We start from the raw sequence: 19129 nt of genomic DNA, 5'->3' as shown, positions 1-19129 counted from the left end.
TGCTCCGCGGTTTTGCGACCAGGACCTGCGCAAACAAAAACTATTTCGGCTGTTTGCCAACGGCCAGCAGCAGCACGTTTTCCTGGCTGAACTGTTCCTTGTCTAGAATGCCTGAGATCTGGCCCTCATGCATGACAGCGATGCGGTCGGAGACGCCAATCACCTCCTCCATGTCGCTGGAGATCATCAGCACGGCGACACCGGCATCGGCCAGTGCGCGCATCAGCCCGTAGATCTCGGCCTTGGCGCCGATGTCGATGCCGCGCGTCGGCTCGTCGAGGATCATCACCTTGGGGCTCATGGCAAGCCATTTGGCAAGCACCACCTTTTGCTGGTTGCCGCCTGACAGCGTGCCGGTGCGCGTCGCCACCGAGGGCGCCTTGATGCCGAGATTGCGTTTCTGCTTCTCGGCGGTGACGGCTTCGGCGCGTGCAGAGACCAGGGATCGCGGAGCATGCGCCGGCAGATTGGGAAGCGAAATATTCTGGGCAATCGACATATCGAGCAGGATGCCGGTCAGCTTGCGGTCTTCCGGGACGAGGAATATCCCGTTGGCCACAGCGTCGGCGGCCGAACCAAGGACCAGATCCTTTCCATCAAGCTGGAGCGCACCGCCAAGGCTCTTCTCGATGCCGAAAAGCACACGCGCCAGTTCGGTGCGGCCGGAGCCGACAAGACCCGCCAGGCCAAGGATTTCGCCACGCCTGACGCCGAGATCGACCGGCCGGTCGGGATAGGCGCTGGTGCGAATGGCTTTGGCCGACAGGGCGACGGTGCCGGGCGGGCGCGCCGATTCTGCCGCCTTCTCCCTCTCCTTCAGCATGCGGCCGATCATCAGCTTGACCATCTGGTCGTGGTTGATGGCGCTCTTCGGCAGCGTGCCGGCAAGCCTGCCGTCCCTCAGCACGACGACGCGATCGGCGACCCGCTCGACCTCGTGAAGGCGATGCGAGATGAAAATGACGCTGATCCCCTCCGCCTTCAACGCCTTGATGACATCGAGCAGCTTGTCGGTTTCGGCAAGGGGCAGGCTCGATGTCGGTTCGTCGAGGATGACCAGCCTTGCCTCGATCGACAGCGCCTTGGCGATTTCGACCATCTGCTGCTGGGCAAGGGACAGCGTCGATACCGGCGTGTCGGTCGAAAAATTGGCGCCCACCCTCTTGAGCAGCGGCGCCGCCAGCGCGCGCAGCCTGGCCCGGTCGACGAGCCTTAGCGGACCGGCGCGCACCGGCTCGCGGCCGAAGAAGATGTTGGCGGCAACGTCGAGATTTTCGAACAGGTTGAGTTCCTGGTGGACGAAGGCGATGCCGGAACCGATGCTGGCTTCGACGGTCAGCCCGTCATGGGCGACGCCGTCGACGGTGATCGTGCCGGTGTCGGGAGTGGTCACGCCGCCGAGGATTTTCATCAGCGTCGACTTGCCGGCGCCGTTTTCGCCGACGAGACCGATGACCTCGCCAGGCCTGACCTCCATTGAAAACCCATCCAGCGCGACCACGCCGGGATAGGTCTTGCGCACGCCCTCAAGGCTGAGGAACGGGGCAATCGTGGATGCGCCGATGGATGCGTCGGAATAATTCATCATGCCTGACAGCAGCCGGTGGGCCGTTGTTTGAGCATGATCTCCAGCGAAAACCGGTTCCCACTTTTCGCTGGCGCGGTCCTTCGGTTCGGGATCATGCTCGTAGCTCCATCTGCAGACTGACGACCCTCGCAGGGTTCGTCAATGCGAGCCGCCGGCCCGAAGCGAACCTCGAGCCGGCGCAACTGCCTTCGTCCTAATTGCCGGACATCGCCTTCAGATTGGCGGCATAGTCGTCGACGTCGTCCTTGCCGATGATCTTGGTCGGCACGATGATCAGCCCGTCGGCGGGAACGCCCGACTTGTCGTCCTTGAGATAGGCGGCCATCAGCTTCATGCCCTGATAGGCCCATTCGAAGGGCTGCTGCACGACGGTGGCGGCGACGGTGCCTTCCTTGACGCCGCCCAGCGTGATCGGATCGTCGTCGAAGCCAACGACGGTGATCTGGCCGAGCTTGCCGGCGTCGCGCAGCGCTTCATAGATGCGCGGCGTGTTGTAGGAATAGAAGCCGACCATGCAGGTGACGTCGGGGCTGGCGACCAGCGCGTCCTCGACGTTCTTCTTGGCGCGGGCCTGGTCGATGTCGTCGCCACGAACGTCGATCAGCTCGATCTTGGTGCCGGCGAGCCCTTCCTTCATGCCTTCGATGCGCTCCTTGGCATTATCGGCGCCGAGCAGGCCGACGAAGCCGAGGCATTTGCCGCCGTCGGGCATCGCCTTCTTGGCGATCTCGGCCGCCTGCTTGCCGGCATCGATGTTGGACGAGCCGATATAGGCGACCCGCTTGGTCTGCGGCGCGTCGCTGTCGGTGGTGAACAGCGCCGTCTCCGAGGCGATCTTGTTGAGCCCGTCGGTAGACGTCTTGGGATCGACGGCCGAAACCATGATCGCCTTGACGCCGGCCGTCACCAGATCGTCCATCAGCCGCTGCTGGATGGCGACCGACGACTGCTCCGGATATTTGAGCTCGAGATTGTAGTCGGGCAGTTCGGCCTGGGCCTTCTTGACGCCGGCTTCGGCCGCCTTCCAGAAATCGGAAGCGCCGTTGACGACGAAGGCCAGCGTCGGTTTATCCTGGGCACGGGCAATCGCCGTGATGGACAGGCCGAGAGCCAAGGCCGCGGCAGCGACGGACGCATTTCGTATCGCAGATTTCATGTTCAACCTCCCATTTGATTCAGTCATTTTCGCTGATCTGAACTTGTCGAATGCGGCTGGACGCCTCCTCCTCAAGGGGTGCTGGCAGCGAAAGAACGGCGCCATTCCAGCCGCGATTTTGGACTTTAGAGACTCATTGGCTGTTCGTATAGTCGGATTTGTCTGACATTTCCGTAATTGCGTGGTGTTGCTTTGCCGGCCCAAGAGCCGCGGATGCCGCGCCACGCGCCTGCTTCCCGTCATGGCCCGTTCAGTCCCGAGCCGGGCATGACGAATTGACAATAGAACGCTCACGCCTATTAGTAAATAGTATTAGTCTCTGGTTGGAAACCTGGTGCCGCTGGCGAATGGTCTGCCTGCCGTGTGGTGAGAAAGGGAGGCTTCCGAAGCCGTCTAACCGCCTTGAAATTGGCTCACATTCCCAGCAATCGATCTTCCAGAACCGCGTATCGCTCTCTACGCGCTGCTAGCCATTCGGCTGCCAGGATGATAATAACGATTAATCGAGTGCCTGTTTTATAAACCGAAGCGTCGTCGGCCGTCCTGCCGTCCTTAATGACGTCCAGGACGACCTCTGGCTAGCCAAGCCGGGAATTTGGAACACAACGCCATGAGCGAACCGACGGATCTGCGCGATCCTGCCCTTGAAGCCTCCCGGCGCCGAAAGCCATCGGCCAAGAATCCCAAGAGTCGCGTCACCATGACCGATATCGCCAGGGCCGCCGGCTGCTCGCAGGCAACGGTTTCGTTCGTCCTCAACAACACGCCAGGCATAAGGCTCTCGCAGCAGACCCGCGAACGGGTGATCGAGGCCGCGCGGGGTCTCGGCTATGCGCCACCAGCCTTCTCTGCTCTTCGCAGCCCTATCGCCTCGTTCGAGGGGCTGGACGGGGTGATCGGCTTCGCGGTCGATCAACTGGCGACCAGTCCCGAAGCGGTCGTCGCCATAGAAGGAGCGCGCCAGGCCTCGTGGAATGCCGGGAACGTCGTGCTGGTCGCGCAGACTTTGGGTGATTCCGTCATGGAGCCGCGCGCGATTGCGGCACTGACCAAGCGAGGCATTTCGGCGCTGATCTACATGACCATCTTCACGCGCGAGATCGCCGCGCCCGACTATCTCTACGACCTCGATATCCCGGTCATCCTGCTCAATTGCTATACCGCCGACTACGCCTTCCCCGCCGTGGTGCCGAGCGAAATCGCCGGCGGGCAGAGCTCCACCCGCCACCTGATCAGCCATGGCCACCGCCGCATCGCCACCATCACCGGCGAGCCGTGGATGCAGGCGGCGCAGGATCGGTTGAAGGGCTACCGCCGGGCGCTGGCGACGGCCGACATCCCGTTCGATGCGGAGCTGGTGGTCGAGGGCGACTGGTCGGCGAGCGCCGGCTACGCCGCGACCGTCAAGCTTCTGGCGCTCAAGGACCGCCCAACCGCCATCTTCTGCCAGAACGACCGCACCGCGATCGGCTGCTACGAAGCGCTGAAGGAAGCCGGCCTGCACATCCCTGGGGATATTTCGGTGATCGGCTATGACGACGAGGAAATCGCCCGGCATCTGTTCCCGCCTTTGACGACGTCGATCCTGCCGCATATGGCGATGGGGCAATGGGCGATCGAGCAATTGGAAGTCCCTGCACCGCCCGGCCGCGGCCGCTACCCCATTACCAAGCTTGAATGCCCGCTGGTCGAGCGGGAATCGGTCAGTGCTCTGGCGCCTGGGCGCACACACGGACTGACAGCCAGCTGAGCACCTCCAGACTCCCGTCAATGCAAACGCCGTACTGATGCCGCTCCAAACCAGACAGGCGCCCCCGCAAAGGGCGATGGCCCCGACATTGTCGCCTGGCATGGTGGATCGGGATTCTTGTATCCCGAGTTCTGCGGATTGACATACGGTTTGCTGCAGTCTGGTTGTGGCGAAATCCTGGATCCAAGGGTAAATCTGATCGGGCTCGCCGTTTCGCACGGGCTTCGAGTCCGATCTCCTCGCTGACCCGTACATGCGGATCAGCAACCCGCCAGGAGTTGTACTGCCATGAAGCTCCAGCATCGCTACGGCCCGCCGCGCGATTTCGTCGGTTACGGCCGGCGGCCGCCGCAGATCATCTGGCCGGACGGACGTCTGGTCGCAGTCAATCTCGTGGTCTGCTACGAGGAAGGGTCGGAATATTCGCTGTTCGAGGGCGACAGCCATAGCGATGGCTGGGGCGAATATCCGTTGTCGGCGCCGGCCGGCATCCGCGATCTCGGCACCGAAACGCATTTCGAGTATGGCAGCCGCGTCGGCATCTGGCGCATCGCCAGACTGCTCGAGCGACACGGCGTCCACGCCACGATCTCGAGCTGTGCCGAGGCGCTGCGGCGCAACCCGGAGGTGACGGCATGGCTGCGCCAATCGGGTCACGATCTGCTCGGCCATGGCCTGCGCTGGACCGAACAATGGACCCTGAGCCGTGACGAGGAGCGCGACCATCTGCAGCGCGCTGTCGCGCTGTTCATCGAGCTGCTCGGCGAGCGCCCGATCGGCTGGAACAGCCGTTCCTTTCCCAGCGTCAACACGCGCGACCTCCTGATCGAGGAAGGCGGCTTCCTGTACGATTCGGATCCGTGCAATGACGACCTGCCCTATTTCGTGCCGGCACAGAACGGGCGCCTTCTGGTCGTCCCCTATTCCAAGACCTTGAACGACAGCCGCTATCTGTTCAGCCCCGGCTATGTGACGCCGAAGGACTTTGTGGACAACGTCGAAGCCTATCTGGACTTCCTGATCAGGGAAGCCAGGGAAGAAGGCGCGCGCATGATGACGATAGCAATCCATGCGCGGTGGACCGGCCAGCCCAACCGGGCCGCGGCATTGGAAGGCATAATCGAGACGGTTCTGTCCAGGCCGGAGGCCGTCTTCATGCGCCGCAACGATATCGCCCGTTATTGGCTGTCGCTGTTTCCGGCCGAGGGCGAAGCGCCATGAGGCAACGTCCAACTCGCATGGCGAACGGCATCCTTAAGCATCGGTGCGGGAAGGGAATTGCTCACCCCAACGGCATAACGCCTCTGCTCCAGCATTGAGCGCCGCTCCGCTTTCTGTCAACGAGTAGACGACTTTAGTCGGCGATCCCGGATAGACTTCTCGGTTCACAAGCCCGTCAGCCTCCAGTTCGCGTAATTTCTGCGTCAGCATCTTTTCACTGATCGCCGGAATCGACTGCCTCAACCGGCCGAACCTGCGAGATGCCGTTCCAAGCTCGCAAAGAATATCCACTTTCCACTTCCCTTCGATCGCCTTGATCGCGGTTGCGAAGCCGCAATTGCCCGTCGGCTTATTCATGATGCTCTCCTTACCGTCGGGTAACCACTTACCTCCAGGTGCGTATTGTGCGCGCCATTCACTCCGACATACCTCTGCCCTTGACGGCAAAACCATGGCGCCGCGCGCCTATTGCGTTGTGGGGACGGGTCGTATGGGATCGGCGCTCGCCCGCGCCCTGCTCCGGTCGGGATATCGGACGACGGTCTGGAACAGGACGAAACAGAGGGCCGAACCGCTGGCCGCACTCGGCGCCACTGTCGCGGGGTCCGTCCTGGAAGCTGTCAATGCGGCTGAAATTATCATTGTGAACGTAAGCGACGACCAGGCAACCGCTGCAGTTCTGCACAACGATGCTGTTGCTTCAGCCATTCGCGGCAAGCTGGTCGTGGAACTCACATCGGGAACGCCGCATGGCGCACGCGAAGCCGCTGAATGGTTTGCCGAGCACGGAGCCAGCTATCTCGATGGCGCGATCATGGCCACGCCGGATTTCATCGGCACAGATGCCGGGACGATACTGATCTCGGGGCCAAGGCAGGCTTTCGACGCGAACGAGGAGATGTTTCGTGCCTTGGGCGGCAATGTCCAGCATATCGGGGAAGAGCCGGGACGTGCGAACGCACTTGATAGGGCGCTGCTCGCTCTCATGTGGGGCGCGCTGTTCGGCACGCTGCATGCGATCGCCGTGTGTCAGGCCGAAGAGATCGACCTCGGCGAGTTGGCTCGGCAGTGGACCGCAACAGCGCCTGTTGTTGAGGGGCTTGTCGCCGACCTCATCAACCGGACGAATGCTGGCCGTTTTGCCAGCGACGACGAGACGCTCTCGTCGATCTCCCCGTACTACGGCGCATTCCAGCATCTCCTGGAGCTGATGGAGGCGCGCAAGATCGACCGCTCCGTGGTCGACAGTTACGACGCAATCTTCCAACGGGCGATTGCAGCTGGCCACCTACATGATGATTTCGCGGCGTTATCGCAATTTCTGGAAAGTCCGGATAAGAGATCTCTCCGATCCGGACCGCGCGAGGGATCCCTTCTGGCTGGCTGAGCGGATTTGGTCTCCGGCCTTATTGAGGCGGACCACGCTTTGCCGTCGGCCGACGGGTTCGGGCTTTGTTGTCCGAGCGTCGGCCGAGTCAGACCAGTGGCCTACATTAGGGGAATAGAATGCCTTTGACGCTTCTCATCGATTCGTATTGTGCTGCTTGGTCCGATCAGAACGCCGAGCAGCGGCGGGCGTTGCTGTTACCGATCTGGAGCGATGGCGCGACATACACGGATCCTACAGTCCATGCGACTGGCGCGGAAGAACTGCTCGCGCACATCGCAAGAGTTCTGGCCAAGCATCCCGGTGCCCGCATCCTACGGACAAGTGACGTGGATGTTCATCATGGGATCGCACGCTTTGCGTGGAAGTTTGTGGTGCCTGATGGATCGTCCTTCCCTGAGGGTTTGGACATAGCCTTCCTCGACTCTGGCCAGAAGCGAATAACGCGTATCATCGGCTTTTTTGGGCCGTTGGCACGGTCAAGCTGATCGACCAGCGCGTGCCAGCCCGTGCGCCACCAGCCGATCGATGATCTCGGAATAGCTGACGCCGCTTGCCGCCATCGCCTTGGAATACATGCTGATATCGGTGAAACCGGGAATGGTGTTGAGCTCGTTGATGAGGACGCGCATGTCCGGCGTCACGAAGAAATCAACGCGGGCCATGCCGTCGCAGCCGACCGCACGGAAGGCCTTTGCCGCCATCGCGCGGATACTGCCTTCGATCTCCTGCGGCAGTTCGGCCGGGACTTTCAGCGCTGCGCCGTGCTCGTCGATATATTTGGCGTCGTAGCTGTAGAAACCGTGGCTCTGTGCCGGCACGATCTCGCCGGGACGGGAAACGAAGAGGCCGCCTTCCGTATCCTCCAGCACGCTGCACTCGATCTCGCGGCCTCGAATGAATTCTTCGGCCAGCAGCTTGCGGTCGTGCCTAAAGCCTTCTGTCAGCGCTGCCTCATAGTCTTTTTCAGCCGAAACCTTGCTGACGCCGACAGAGGAGCCCTGCCGGGCCGGTTTGATAAAAAGCGGAAGCCCAAGCGCGCTCTGCAGTTCCGCAAAGGCCGGCGCGCCGCCGTGGTGGATTGTGACGGACCGCGCGGCGGGCAAGCCCGCCTCACTCAGCAGCCGCTTGGCAATGTCCTTGTCGAGGGCTGCGGCCGAACCGAGAATGCCGCAGCCGGCGAGCGGCACGCGCGCCACTTCCGCCAGCCCCTGCACGGAGCCGTCCTCGCCGTGGAGGCCGTGAAGGGCGGGAAACAGGATGTCGACGTCAGGCAGTTCGTGGGCCGCGCCACGGGTCGGGATCGCCATCATCCGTCCCTGCCCGCCCGGCACGAGGCAGACTTCGGTACCGCTCGATGGTTTCGCCAGCGTGCCATTCTCGAAGCTGCTCAGCAGCCATTGTCCTTCGCCGGTGACGAAGACGGGAACGGCATCGTATTTCGCGGGTTCCAGCGCACGCATGATGTTGGTTGCCGACAGCACCGAAACGTCATGCTCGGCGGAGCGTCCGCCAAAGAGCACGGCAATACGCAGTCTTTTCGAGGTGTCGGCCATGAGCGTCTCCAAAATGGTCTGGCAGGAATACCGGCAGTGGCACGTTAGGCCGCGTCCCGGCGCGCAGCCTGAACGTTCCCCGAGAAAGCCAGGAAAGCTAGGCAGATGAGCCCTGTTCGGGGCATTCTTCTCGTTGGTTATTCGTATAGGAGTGTACGCGCCTACTCCAAGCTACATCGAGTGGTGCTCTGGAGCGGCCTCCTCCTTTGTGCTCCTCGTCGAAAAGGAAGCGCATCGGCCAACGCCTTTGAGTCCGTGAAAGGTGCGCTTCAATTCGCAATGCAAGTGCTGTAGTTAGACAAAGAGTGCGGCCTGCCGCTTACTGAGGCAACGAAGGCGAAAGCGTATTAGTCGCAGTGTTATGAGAGCCGTACCGGTGAGATGAGACGAAGCGGTCCAAGACAGGCTAGCACAAGGCCCGGCGTTCTGCTCAGCGCGGGTGCTGGCCTGCGGCTGCTCGCTTCGTTACTCTTTCTGATCTGGACCATTCCTGCGGCAACAGCCGACCAGGTCGGACAGGCCAAAGAGCAAATGAGGCTCGCTGCGTCCAAACCAGTCACACACCCGACTATCATCATTGCCCGTGGCATTGCGCGCCACCTTGGTGCTGAGACTTCCCGTTTCAAAACGGGAACGCCTGCCATTGCGGGAAACGGCAAGCCCTTTTGCATAATCCCGGATTTGCGCCTGCCGCTCGAAACCGCGTCAGCCGCATCGTTTGGAATAGGGTCTGAAGACCGGCCCAAACTGTCGCCGATCCGCGCCTTCGATGCGCGCGCGCCTCCGCTTCTCCCGGCATGATCCTGGCCGCGCGACCGCGGCCCCCGACTCCCAAAACTTTCACATCGCGTTTCGTTCGGGCTCTCGCCGAGTTGCTCGCCGATCGGAACGCCAAAGCTCTTGTCGGAGGCGGTTTCCGCCCGATATGGGCTGAACGGACAAGAACATGCTGCATTTTTCGCGCTGGAAGACCATTCTCATCTGGCTGACGGTCCTAGCCGGTATCCTGTACGCAGCTCCCAATCTGGTTCCCGCCTCCACTCTGGCATCGCTGCCGAATTGGCTGCCAAAGCAGCAACTGACGCTGGGCCTAGACCTGCAGGGCGGCTCGCACATCCTGCTCCAGATCGATCGGCAGGACCTCGCCAACGAACGCCTCGAATCGGCACGCGACGAGGTCCGCACATCGCTGCGCGATGCCCAGATCGGCTATACCGGGCTTGCCGGCACCGCCAATTCCATCCAGGTCCGCATTCGCGACCAAGGCCAGATCGAAGCTGCGAAGACCGCACTCGAAAGATTGACACAGCCGATCTCGACCGGCCTTTTCATGAGCGGCTCGGTGACCGAGATGGAGATGGCCGAGCCGGAACCGGGCCTGCTGCGTTTTACGCTGACCGAAGCCGGGGTCGACTACCGGATCGCCGCGGCGCTGACTCAATCGATCGAGGTGGTTGGCCGACGCGTCAACGAACTCGGCACGACCGAGCCGATCATCCAGCGACAGGGATCAGAGCGCATCATGGTCCAGGTGCCGGGCCTGCAGGATCCGCAGCGGCTGAAGGATATTCTCGGACAGACGGCGAAGCTGACCTTCCAGATGGTCGACCAGTCGATCCCGGTCGAGGAGGCGATCTCCGGCCGCCCGCCGGCGGGCTCGACGGTGATGTATTCGACTGACGAGCCGCGGGTTCCCCATCTGATCGAGAACCGGATCATCGTCTCCGGCGAAAACCTCGTCGACGCGCAGGCAACCTTCGACCAGCGCACCAACGAGCCGGTGGTCTCGTTTCGCTTCGACAGCCGCGGCGCCACCCGCTTCGGTCAGGCTACTCAGGCCAATGTCGGGCGCCTGTTCGCGATCATCCTCGACAACGAGGTGATCTCCGCGCCTCAGATCCGCGAACCAATCCTGGGCGGCACCGGGCAGATATCCGGCAGTTTCACGGTGGAGAGCGCGAACGACCTTGCGGTCCTGCTGCGCGCCGGCGCACTGCCTGCCGACCTCACCATTGTCGAGGAACGCACCGTCGGTCCGAGCCTCGGCAGCGATTCGATCGAGGCGGGCCAGTTCGCGTCGATCATCGCCGGGTTCCTCGTCGTCGGCTTCATGCTGTTCGCCTATGGGCGACTGGGACTGATCGCGAATGTCGCGCTCCTGGCCAACGTCGCACTGATCATCGCCGTCCTGTCGGTTCTTGGGGCAACGCTGACGCTGCCTGGCATCGCCGGCATCGTGCTGACGATGGGCATGGCGGTCGATTCCAACGTCATCATCTTCGAGCGCGTCCGCGAAGAGAACCGCCAAGGGCGCTCGATCGTGCAGTCGATGGATTCCGGGTTCAAACAGGCGCTGGCGACCGTCGTCGATGCCAATGTGACGACGCTGATCGCCGCCGTCATCCTGTTCTTCCTCGGCTCAGGGCCGATCAAGGGGTTTGCCGTCACCCTCGCCATCGGCATCGTCACCACCGTGTTCACGGCCTTCACGCTGACGCGCTGGCTGGTCGCATTCTGGCTTCGCCGGCAGCGCCCGAAAGCGATGCCCAGCGGTGTCATGCGCCTGGTGCCCGACGACACGCGGGTGCCGTTCATGGCATTCCGAAAGTACGCCTTCACGCTGTCCTTGCTATTGTCGATCGCTTCGGCTGCGCTGTTCTTCACTGTCGGCATGAACTACGGCATCGACTTCCGCGGCGGTTCGAGCATCGAGGTGCAGGCAAAGGGCCAGCAGGCCGATATCGGCGACATCCGTGAGCGGCTGACGGGCCTCGAACTGGGTGAGGTGCAGGTGCAGGAGTTCGGGTCGACCCGGGACGTGCTGATCCGCATCGGCACCCAGGGGGGCGGCGACATTGCCGAACAGTCCGCCGTTGAGAAAGTGAGGAGCGCACTCGAGACCGACTACGAGTTCCGCCGCATCGAGGTTGTCGGTCCGACAGTGTCCTCCGAACTCGCGTTCAACGGCACAATGGGCGTGCTCGCCTCGCTGCTGGCGATGCTCGTCTACATCTGGATCAGGTTCGAGTGGCAGTTCGGACTCGGCGCCATCATTTCGACGTTCCACGACGTGATCCTGATGGTCGGCTTCTACGTCGTCGCGGGCATAGAGTTCAATTTGACCTCGATAGCCGCGATCCTGACCATCGTCGGCTATTCCATCAACGATACGGTTGTTGTCTATGATCGGGTCCGCGAGAATCTGCGCCGCTATAAAAGGATGCCGATTGCCGAACTGCTCGACCTGTCGATGAACCAGACACTGGCGCGAACGGTCCTGACCGGCGTGACCACGCTGTTTGCGTTGGCGGCGCTTTCGATCTGGGGCGGCGAGGTCATCCAGTCCTTCACGGTCGCGATGATCTTCGGCATCCTCGCCGGCACCTATTCCTCCATCTTCGTCGCCGGGCCGCTGCTGATCCTGTTCAAGCTCCGGCCGGGCGCCCTCAGCCCAGAGGAAACCGCAGCGGCGAAAGAACCGCCGGCGCGACAGGCCTTATGATGTGACGGCTCGAAGCTGATCCACGACAGCGTCGGTTTCGGCGCTGGTCGTGGCTCGACCAAGACTGAAGCGAACGGCGCCCATGCCGAGCTTCTCGGGCACGCCCATGGCCGTGAGCACCGGGGAGAGCTCGACCCGGCCGGCGTGACAGGCCGAACCGGTCGACACCGCGACGCCGTCGAGACGCGAAAGCACCTCGGCACCGATCATGCCGACGAATGAAACGCTGAGCGTGTTGGGAAGGCGATGCTGAGGGTGCCCGTTGAGCGCGACACGGTCGCCAAAACTCTCCTGCAGCGCGTCCCAAAAGCGATCACGCAGCACGCGGACGCGTGCCATCGGCTCCAGGTCGCCGGCGAGCGCACAGGCGGCGCCGAGGCCGACCGCCAGCAAGGCGCTCTCGGTGCCTGCGCGACGGCCATGTTCGTGCCCGGCGCCATGGATCAGCGGCTCGAGCCTGAGCCCGCTTCGGACATAGAGCGCACCGACACCCTTCGGCGCGTAAAGCTTGTGGCCGGCGATGGTCAGCAGATCGACGCCAAGCGTGTCGACCTTGGTTGGAATCTTGCCGACCGACTGCGCAGCGTCGGTGTGAAACCGGACGCCATGCTCCCGCGCAATGGCACCGATCTCCTCGATCGGCTGGATCGTGCCAACCTCGTTGTTGGCGTGCATGACGCTGATCAGGATGGTGCGCGGCGTAATGGCACGACGCACATCCTCGGGATCGACCCGGCCCGTGCTGTCAACCGGCACATAGGTCACTGCCGCGCCGAGCTGTTGCTCGAGGAACCGGCAAGGAGCGAGAACGGCCGGATGCTCGACCGTGGTGCTGACGATGTGCTCGCCCTTGTCCCGCAGGGCGAAGAACGTGCCCTTGATCGCCAGGTTGTTGGCCTCGCTGCCGCCACTTGTGAACACGATCTCGTCGGGTGCGCAGTCGAGCAGCGCCGCAACCTGGCAGCGGGCCTTCTCCAGCGCAGCCTTCGCCGGCATGCTCGCCCAATGGCCGCTCGACGGATTGCCGAAAGCCTCTTCAAGATATGGCCGCATGGCAGCCGTGACCGAAGGATCGATCGGCGTGCTGGCGTTGTAGTCGAGGTAGATCGATGTCATGCCCGGGAGCCTCCTTCGCGGTTTGTCGCCCGGCGATCAGCTTGCGCGGCTATTCCCGCATGAATGCCTGAACCTCTTCGGATGTCACTTTGCCGTCCTTGTTTGCGTCCACCTTGTCGAAGATTCGCTTATGGATGGCGGTGATCTCTTCGAAGGAAAGTGCGCTGTCACCGTCCGTGTCGGCAATGGCGAACATGATCTTCATCATGTGCCCGCGCATGCGCATCATCGGCATTGCGCCCATCATGCCGGGCTGCATCATCTCGCCCATCATGCCCTGACCCATGCCTTGGCACATCATGCCCCGGCCCATGCCTTGGCCCATCATGCCCTGGCCCATCATGCCGGGAGGCATCATGCCGGGTTGAGCGGGCTGTGCACCTTGGTCTTGTCCCGCCATACCTCCAGGCTCGGGAGACGGCGCCGCCTGCGCGACTGTCGTATCGTGGGGATCGGCTGCGGTTGTTTGCGCGGCGGCTGTAGCCGTCGCACCGGCGGCGACAGTGGCGGCGAGCGTGGCCGCGCGCATCAGTGCAATCAACGTCATAATATGCTCCTTCCTCTCATGGGGCTCGGCAGAGCTCGTTCCAACTCGCTGGCGGCTCTGCGGCCGGAGATGCTTTCAGCTCTTTCCCTACTGCCGGCAAACCGCCGGTCGCGGTCAAATTTCAATGTAAGCCAAAGGCGTGGCGAATTTGCGCCGGATCAATTGCTCGGGCAGCGATCTGCCGCCGCTGTCATGTTGCCCTCCTCGAGGACGGATGGGGCTCGGTCTCGCTCATCACAACAGCCACGACCAACCCTGAGAGAAACGTCAGCGCGGCGATCGATGTGATCGCCCATGACAGCCCGAAGCTGTCGGCGATGAGGCCGGCGGAGAGCGCCCCGATCGCGTAGCCGAGATCCCGCCAGAACCGGTAGACGCTGAGTGAGCGGGCGCGCCAGGTCGGATGCGAGGCATCGGAGACGGCTGCGATCAAGCTCGGGTAGACCATCGCCGTGCCGAGGCCGAGCAGAAGGCTGCCGACGATCCACCACTCGAACTGGCGCGTCGCTGCGGTGAGAAACAGACCGGCGGCCTGAACCCACATGCCGGCGACGATCAGGCCTCTGCGCCCCCAGCGATCGCTCAACGGACCCGTGGCGATCTGCAAGACACCCCATGTCGCGGGATAGATCGCCTTGAGGATGCCGATGCGCTCGACACCGAGGCCGAAGGACGCGAAGAACAACGGGAAAATGCCCCAGCTCATGCCGTCGTTGAGATTGTTGACGAGACCGGCCTGCGAGGCGGCAAACAGGTTGCGATCCCCGAACGAGGTGAGCGCGAAGACCTGCCTAAAGCTGATCGGCGCGGACTGCTGCGCGTGGGATGAGGCCTCCAGCCGAACGTGGCCGCGCGTGTCGCGCACGAGCAGGATCGACAGTACGGCACCGAGGACGGCATAGCCGATGCCGAGATAGATCGGCACTGGCCGAAGTCCGTATTGCGAGGCGAGATAGCCAGTGAGGAACGCCGTCACCCCAACGGCGAGATAGCCGGCGAACTCGTTGAGGCCGACGGCAAGGCCGCGCGACTTCGGCCCGACGAGATCGACTTTCATGATCACCGTCATCGACCAGGCGAGCCCCTGGTTGACGCCGAGCAATGCGTTGGCCGCAATCACCCATTCCCAGGTCGGCGCCCAGATGATCATGAACGGCACCGGCAGGCCGACCAGCCATCCCAAAACGAGCACGCGCTTGCGGCCCCACGCGTCGGCAAGCTGGCCCGAGACCAGATTGGCCAGCGCCTTGACGACGCCGAAGCTGACGATGAAGGAGACGATCAGCGTCGTCGACGTGACATGGAACTCCTCCGATCCGATCAGCGGCACCACCGTTCGTTCTATTCCGACCATGCCGCCGACAAAGGCGTTGATCACGACGAGCAGCGCGAATTGCGGCCAGTTCTCCCTGAGGCCGAGCCTGACAGGTGAACCCGCCTTGCCTGGAACCGATGCCGCTTCGTCCATGGCTCAGGCCGCCGCCGCAGCCAGGGCGGAATTGGCGGCCCGGAGCGCCGCGGCCTCCGGCGGAGCCGGCGGAATCTCGGCGAGCATGAAGCGAATGAACGCGGCTTCGTCCTCGATCCGGAGGGCCTCGTTGTGGCGTTTCTCGAAACCGATGGTCGACCACGGCTTGCCGCTCAGGCGCCGGCCGCAGACCGAGCCAGCATAGGCGCCGGGGAGCACCTCGACATGATCGGGAAGAGCCTTGAGCCGACCGGCGCTGCGAAACAGATCCTTTGCGCCTTGCTCGGCGCTGACGGCGAGTTCGGTGCGACCGAGATCGCCGGCCATCAGCGTGTGGCCGGTCAGCACGAACCACGGCTCGTCGGCACGCGTGCGGTCGCTGACGAGAAGGCAGATGTGCTCCGGCGTGTGACCCGGCGTGTGCAGGACGGTTGCGGTGACGTTGCCGAGCGAGAGGACCTCTCCGTCGCGCACGCCTTTGAACGGGAACGCAACATCCGCCTCCGCCGAGAGCACGTAGGCGGCGCCCGCCGCTTCGGCGAGCGCGCGGCCGGCAGAGAGATGGTCGGCATGAACATGCGTGTCGACGACGAAATGGATGCGCATGCCGGCGTCTTCGGCGGCACGCAGGTAGAACTCGATGTCGCAGGCCGGATCGACGACGGCCGCAGCTGCTTTGCCGCCGCAACCGAACAGGTAGGAGACGCCGACCGGATCGGTGTGAAGGAACTGGCGAAGGATCATGGTCTTGCGCTCCTCGTTGCAAAGGGCTAGAAACATTCAATCATTCCGCTGAATGTTTCACTGAGGAGAAGCCGTGTCAAGCACCGGACCGAAACAGGCGATCTACACGAGCCTTGCCGAAGTGGCTCAGGCACTCGGCCATCCGCACCGGCTCGAGCTTCTGGAGCACCTGGCGCAAGGTGTGCGCAGTGTCGAGGACCTCTCCGCGCGAGCCCATCTGAGCTTCGCCAACACGTCGCGCCACCTGCAGATCCTGCGGCGGACGCGTCTCGTCGAGACGGAGCGCCGCGGCAAGCACGTGCTCTATAGCCTCGCCGGCGACGCCGAGGTGGTGGCGCTGATCAAGGCGCTCGGCCGGGTCGGCGAGCGAAACGTGGCCGAAATCGGCCGCGTCATGGCCGACTACTTCCGCGCTCGCGATGCAATGGAACCGGTGTCGCGAGACGATCTCGTCTCGAGGCTGCATGACGGCATGGTCACGGTTCTCGACGTGCGGCCAGAGGACGAGTTTGCGGTCGGACATCTTCCAGGCGCCCTCAACATCCCGCTGGCCGAGCTGGAGCGTCGCTTAGGCGAGCTAGAGGCAGATCGGGAAGTGATCGCCTATTGCCGCGGCCCCTATTGCGTTCTGTCGTTCGAAGCAGTCGCCGCCTTGCGAGAGCGGGGCTATCTCGTCCGTCGGCTCGAGGACGGCTATCCCGAATGGAAGGCCGCCGGCCTGCCGGTCGAAACGGCCGCCTGAAGCAGAACACTGGGGCGCATCCCATGGATCAGAAGCCCGCATGGCTGATCGTGAACCACAAGGATCATGCTTCTCCTTCCGTGTTCCGGCCGGAGGCGCTGTTGCGCGAGGCGCGCCGGCAGAAGCGACTGCCGCTCGCCGCTGTCCCTCCGGTGTGTGTCCTCGATCCCGACGGCGACGTGGTGCGGCACCTCAAACTTGCGGGACAGAGCCGCGCACACGAGGGGTGGGCGTGTTACCACACCGAACTTCTTGCCTTCGATCTCGACGGCGTCGGAGAGGTCGGCATCATCGGCTGCGCGGTGGGCGCCTCCTTTGCGGTGCTCGTTGCCGAGCAGCTTTTTGCGGCCGGCTGCCGGCTGCTCGTCAGCATCACATCCGCCGGCCAGATCACCGACAACGGACCCACGCCATACTTTGTTCTGATCGACCGCGCTCTCCGGGACGAGGGGACGAGTTATCATTATCTGCCGCCGGCAATCTTCGCGGAGGCGCCAGACGCGAGGCTTATCGCTCGCATTGAAGACGCCTTGTCGGGGCTTTCCGGCATTGTCGCCCGCCGGGGCTCAACCTGGACGACCGATGCTCCTTATCGCGAAACCGAGACCGCGATCGCATCTGCGCGGGATCTGGGCGCCCTCGCCGTCGAGATGGAAGCCGCGGCTTTGTATGCGTTTGCCGCTGCAACACACCACCCCGTCGTGTGCTTTGCGCATGTGACGAACGCCATGGCGCAAACCGAGGGAGATTTTGAGAAGGGCGAGGCGAACGGAACAAAAGCGACGCTCACGGTCATCGCCACAGTTGCACGGGTTTGGCTGTCCTCCATCGAAGCCGAACTGCACGCATAAGCAAGCGGGATATAGCGAGCCCAGCGACCATCCTTCTGAGGCGTATACGCCCTGACCAAACATCTATCCGCCGGTCCCGGTCGGCATGGTCATACCGTCGGCCGTGCCAAGGCGGCCTCGATCACTCCCTCGTAATCCTTGCCGAGGCTTGTCCTGATCAGTGCCGCCAAGAGACGCGGGAAGTCACGCCGATCGACCAGCCCCGCCAGAGCGCGAGCATCGTTTCCCAACCCCAGTTGCACCGCTGCAGCAAGCGCCTTCGTGTCGGCATAAGGATAAAGCTCGGGCCACGCGACCTGCACCTCGCGGCAGAAGATGTCGGCCCCCACATCACCGATACCTTTGAATTCCTTCAGCAGTTGTCGTTCCGTCGCCGGATCGTTTCGCGCGAGCCCGCGCAACGCCCGAAGGTCGCCGCCGTATTTGCTCAGAAGCAGGTGCGCGGTGTCGCCCAGCATCCGCGACGTGCTCTCGTCGTAGCGGGCGTACCCTGCATGGTTCAGCACGCGCGTCCGATCGGCCCAGGTCGCCTCCGCCATTCTGCGCGGGGTGGTCCAGCCCTGATCGGACAGAGCTTTCGCCGCCATGAGTGCAAGCTTCGCGCTGATGCGGGTGCTGAAGAGAATTGATGCGCAGAGCCAGCGGAAGAGCGGTGAAGGCGTGTTTTTCTGGATATCGATTCCCAGTTCCGAGCAGTAGGTGCGGCCCGAGCGGTCGAGCAACGCTGCCACGATCTGCTCTCTTGCCGGTTTTCGCGCCATGTTCGAGGTCCGCACAGCTCCGCCTGTTCTAGGCGAAACGCCTGCCGCCGCTGGCAGTTCCGAGCTCCCGGCCCGGAACAACAACCTGCAGCACCCGCCGCACACAAGCCAGCGCGCGAGGTGAAGACCGGAACTTGCGTGGCTGAGAATGCGTTGGACCGGAAAACCCGGAGACAGTGGAGGCTGTCACCATGCGGGTAGGGAGCGATGCGTTGGACCGGAAAACCCGGAGACAGTGGAGGCTGTCACCATGCGGATAGATGTTTGGTCAGGGCGTATACGCGCGAGCTCGCGCTCCTTTTTGAGGGGGTGACGCCAGCCACGCACGAGCCGTGGGTCCATTGGCTCGTCTATAAGATTCCGGCGGACGCCGAAGATCTGCCCAGCGGTTTCAAGCATGCACGCGAGCCAGAGGAGCCGATGCACGTGCTGCAAGGCAGCAACGGACTGGGCAATATCGGCTATGACGGGCCATCGGGCACCGTTGGCCGCACCTATCGCTACCGCATTCGGCTTTTCGCGCTTGACCGCACCATGGATCTGGAGCCTGGACTCGACTGGAAGACGTTCGAGCGCGCGATCAAAGGGCACGTGCTGGACCAGGCGGAGCTCCACGCCCGCTACGAGCGACCGGGATGATGCTGGCGGCGGCGTCAGTTGCCGGCGTCGTCGGGCAAAATTCGTGACTGCTGCATGCGTGCGCGACGCTAACCATAGGGCGCTCGAGCCCCCTGATTAGC

General features: G+C 63.1%; 17 protein-coding genes. 8 read left to right on the top strand and 9 right to left on the bottom strand.

All coding sequences use genetic code 11. The annotated features are described in order from the left end of the window. Positions 1–40: 40 nt before the first annotated feature. Both AC0L3I_RS12545 and AC0L3I_RS12540 read right to left on the bottom strand, forming a co-directional pair. The gene (locus AC0L3I_RS12545) at positions 41–1588 is read right to left on the bottom strand and encodes a sugar ABC transporter ATP-binding protein (RefSeq protein WP_473527078.1); all 1548 of its coding nucleotides are present in this window, start codon (positions 1586–1588) and stop codon (positions 41–43) included. A 193-nt stretch (positions 1589–1781) separates the two neighbouring features. Further along, complete coding sequence (locus AC0L3I_RS12540; RefSeq protein ID WP_473527077.1) at positions 1782–2744, bottom strand: sugar-binding protein; 963 nt, start codon at positions 2742–2744, stop codon at positions 1782–1784. Positions 2745–3354: 610 nt separating this feature from the next. On the opposite strand from AC0L3I_RS12540, the gene AC0L3I_RS12535 reads away from it, so the two are divergent. Continuing rightward, the gene (locus AC0L3I_RS12535; protein ID WP_473527076.1) at positions 3355–4494 is read left to right on the top strand and encodes a LacI family DNA-binding transcriptional regulator; all 1140 of its coding nucleotides are present in this window, start codon (positions 3355–3357) and stop codon (positions 4492–4494) included. Between the two features lie 288 nt (positions 4495–4782). Continuing rightward, positions 4783–5715 (top strand): polysaccharide deacetylase family protein, encoded by a 933-nt coding sequence (locus AC0L3I_RS12530; RefSeq protein ID WP_473527075.1) that lies wholly within the window; start codon positions 4783–4785, stop codon positions 5713–5715. A gap of 33 nt (positions 5716–5748) precedes the next feature. Here AC0L3I_RS12530 and AC0L3I_RS12525 read toward each other — a convergent pair whose 3' ends face one another. Then, positions 5749–6072, bottom strand: a complete 324-nt coding sequence (locus AC0L3I_RS12525) for a winged helix-turn-helix transcriptional regulator (RefSeq protein WP_473527074.1) — start codon at positions 6070–6072, stop codon at positions 5749–5751. Between AC0L3I_RS12525 and AC0L3I_RS12520 the strand changes: the two genes are divergently transcribed. Together AC0L3I_RS12520 and AC0L3I_RS12515 are read left to right on the top strand one after the other, a co-directional pair. Beyond that, the gene (locus AC0L3I_RS12520; protein ID WP_473527137.1) at positions 6071–7102 is read left to right on the top strand and encodes an NAD(P)-dependent oxidoreductase; all 1032 of its coding nucleotides are present in this window, start codon (positions 6071–6073) and stop codon (positions 7100–7102) included. The two genes, AC0L3I_RS12525 and AC0L3I_RS12520, sit on opposite strands and share 2 nt — an antisense overlap. Before the next feature lie 119 nt (positions 7103–7221). After that, entirely contained in the window at positions 7222–7590 is a 369-nt protein-coding gene (locus AC0L3I_RS12515; protein WP_473488519.1) for a hypothetical protein, read from the top strand. On the opposite strand, the gene AC0L3I_RS12510 is transcribed toward AC0L3I_RS12515, so the two are convergent. Further along, positions 7582–8658 (bottom strand): D-alanine--D-alanine ligase family protein, encoded by a 1077-nt coding sequence (locus tag AC0L3I_RS12510; protein ID WP_473527073.1) that lies wholly within the window; start codon positions 8656–8658, stop codon positions 7582–7584. The genes AC0L3I_RS12515 and AC0L3I_RS12510 overlap by 9 nt on opposite strands. A 946-nt stretch (positions 8659–9604) precedes the next feature. On the opposite strand from AC0L3I_RS12510, the gene secDF reads away from it, so the two are divergent. Continuing rightward, positions 9605–12160: a protein translocase subunit SecDF gene (gene secDF, locus AC0L3I_RS12505; protein ID WP_473488517.1), complete on the top strand. Its 2556-nt coding sequence runs from the start codon at positions 9605–9607 to the stop codon at positions 12158–12160. Here the strand turns inward: secDF and AC0L3I_RS12500 are convergent. The 4 genes from AC0L3I_RS12500 to AC0L3I_RS12485 all read right to left on the bottom strand — a co-directional run bounded on the left by AC0L3I_RS12500 (position 12155) and on the right by AC0L3I_RS12485 (position 16071). Beyond that, complete coding sequence (locus AC0L3I_RS12500; RefSeq protein ID WP_473488516.1) at positions 12155–13276, bottom strand: cysteine desulfurase family protein; 1122 nt, start codon at positions 13274–13276, stop codon at positions 12155–12157. The two genes, secDF and AC0L3I_RS12500, sit on opposite strands and share 6 nt — an antisense overlap. Positions 13277–13325: 49 nt before the next feature. Beyond that, entirely contained in the window at positions 13326–13823 is a 498-nt protein-coding gene (locus AC0L3I_RS12495; protein WP_473488515.1) for an EF-hand domain-containing protein, read from the bottom strand. 190 nt (positions 13824–14013) lie between these two features. After that, a complete protein-coding gene (locus AC0L3I_RS12490) occupies positions 14014–15291 on the bottom strand; it encodes an MFS transporter (protein ID WP_473488514.1) in 1278 nt (425 codons plus the stop codon). A 3-nt stretch (positions 15292–15294) separates the two neighbouring features. Next, on the bottom strand, positions 15295–16071 hold the full coding sequence (locus tag AC0L3I_RS12485; RefSeq protein ID WP_473488513.1) for an MBL fold metallo-hydrolase: 777 nt from the start codon (positions 16069–16071) through the stop codon (positions 15295–15297). Between the two features lie 37 nt (positions 16072–16108). Between AC0L3I_RS12485 and AC0L3I_RS12480 the strand changes: the two genes are divergently transcribed. Together AC0L3I_RS12480 and AC0L3I_RS12475 are read left to right on the top strand one after the other, a co-directional pair. Next, complete coding sequence (locus AC0L3I_RS12480) at positions 16109–16777, top strand: ArsR/SmtB family transcription factor (RefSeq protein ID WP_473527072.1); 669 nt, start codon at positions 16109–16111, stop codon at positions 16775–16777. A gap of 23 nt (positions 16778–16800) precedes the next feature. Next, complete coding sequence (locus tag AC0L3I_RS12475) at positions 16801–17628, top strand: nucleoside phosphorylase (protein ID WP_473488511.1); 828 nt, start codon at positions 16801–16803, stop codon at positions 17626–17628. Positions 17629–17717: 89 nt separating this feature from the next. Here the strand turns inward: AC0L3I_RS12475 and AC0L3I_RS12470 are convergent, their stop codons facing one another. Then, the gene (locus AC0L3I_RS12470; protein WP_473488510.1) at positions 17718–18389 is read right to left on the bottom strand and encodes a hypothetical protein; all 672 of its coding nucleotides are present in this window, start codon (positions 18387–18389) and stop codon (positions 17718–17720) included. 264 nt (positions 18390–18653) lie between these two features. On the opposite strand from AC0L3I_RS12470, the gene AC0L3I_RS12465 reads away from it, so the two are divergent. Next, the gene (locus tag AC0L3I_RS12465; protein WP_473527071.1) at positions 18654–19028 is read left to right on the top strand and encodes a YbhB/YbcL family Raf kinase inhibitor-like protein; all 375 of its coding nucleotides are present in this window, start codon (positions 18654–18656) and stop codon (positions 19026–19028) included. Positions 19029–19129: the final 101 nt, after the last annotated feature.

This window comes from Mesorhizobium sp. WSM4840 (assembly GCF_055811755.1).
Note: the sequence above shows the minus strand (reverse complement) of the source record. Positions and strands in the feature narration are given on the sequence as shown.

What these genes read in the sequence shown, in the direction of transcription:
- AC0L3I_RS12545 (WP_473527078.1), bottom strand. Translation starts at nt 1,588, where the DNA reads ATGATGAATTATTCCGACGCATCCATCGGCGCATCCACGATTGCCCCG.
- AC0L3I_RS12540 (WP_473527077.1), bottom strand. Translation starts at nt 2,744, where the DNA reads ATGAAATCTGCGATACGAAATGCGTCCGTCGCTGCCGCGGCCTTGGCT.
- AC0L3I_RS12535 (WP_473527076.1), top strand. Translation starts at nt 3,355, where the DNA reads ATGAGCGAACCGACGGATCTGCGCGATCCTGCCCTTGAAGCCTCCCGG.
- AC0L3I_RS12530 (WP_473527075.1), top strand. Translation starts at nt 4,783, where the DNA reads ATGAAGCTCCAGCATCGCTACGGCCCGCCGCGCGATTTCGTCGGTTAC.
- AC0L3I_RS12520 (WP_473527137.1), top strand. Translation starts at nt 6,071, where the DNA reads ATGATGCTCTCCTTACCGTCGGGTAACCACTTACCTCCAGGTGCGTAT.
- AC0L3I_RS12525 (WP_473527074.1), bottom strand. Translation starts at nt 6,072, where the DNA reads ATGAATAAGCCGACGGGCAATTGCGGCTTCGCAACCGCGATCAAGGCG.
- AC0L3I_RS12515 (WP_473488519.1), top strand. Translation starts at nt 7,222, where the DNA reads ATGCCTTTGACGCTTCTCATCGATTCGTATTGTGCTGCTTGGTCCGAT.
- AC0L3I_RS12510 (WP_473527073.1), bottom strand. Translation starts at nt 8,658, where the DNA reads ATGGCCGACACCTCGAAAAGACTGCGTATTGCCGTGCTCTTTGGCGGA.
- secDF (WP_473488517.1), top strand. Translation starts at nt 9,605, where the DNA reads ATGCTGCATTTTTCGCGCTGGAAGACCATTCTCATCTGGCTGACGGTC.
- AC0L3I_RS12500 (WP_473488516.1), bottom strand. Translation starts at nt 13,276, where the DNA reads ATGACATCGATCTACCTCGACTACAACGCCAGCACGCCGATCGATCCT.
- AC0L3I_RS12495 (WP_473488515.1), bottom strand. Translation starts at nt 13,823, where the DNA reads ATGACGTTGATTGCACTGATGCGCGCGGCCACGCTCGCCGCCACTGTC.
- AC0L3I_RS12490 (WP_473488514.1), bottom strand. Translation starts at nt 15,291, where the DNA reads ATGGACGAAGCGGCATCGGTTCCAGGCAAGGCGGGTTCACCTGTCAGG.
- AC0L3I_RS12485 (WP_473488513.1), bottom strand. Translation starts at nt 16,071, where the DNA reads ATGTTTCTAGCCCTTTGCAACGAGGAGCGCAAGACCATGATCCTTCGC.
- AC0L3I_RS12475 (WP_473488511.1), top strand. Translation starts at nt 16,801, where the DNA reads ATGGATCAGAAGCCCGCATGGCTGATCGTGAACCACAAGGATCATGCT.
- AC0L3I_RS12470 (WP_473488510.1), bottom strand. Translation starts at nt 18,389, where the DNA reads ATGGCGCGAAAACCGGCAAGAGAGCAGATCGTGGCAGCGTTGCTCGAC.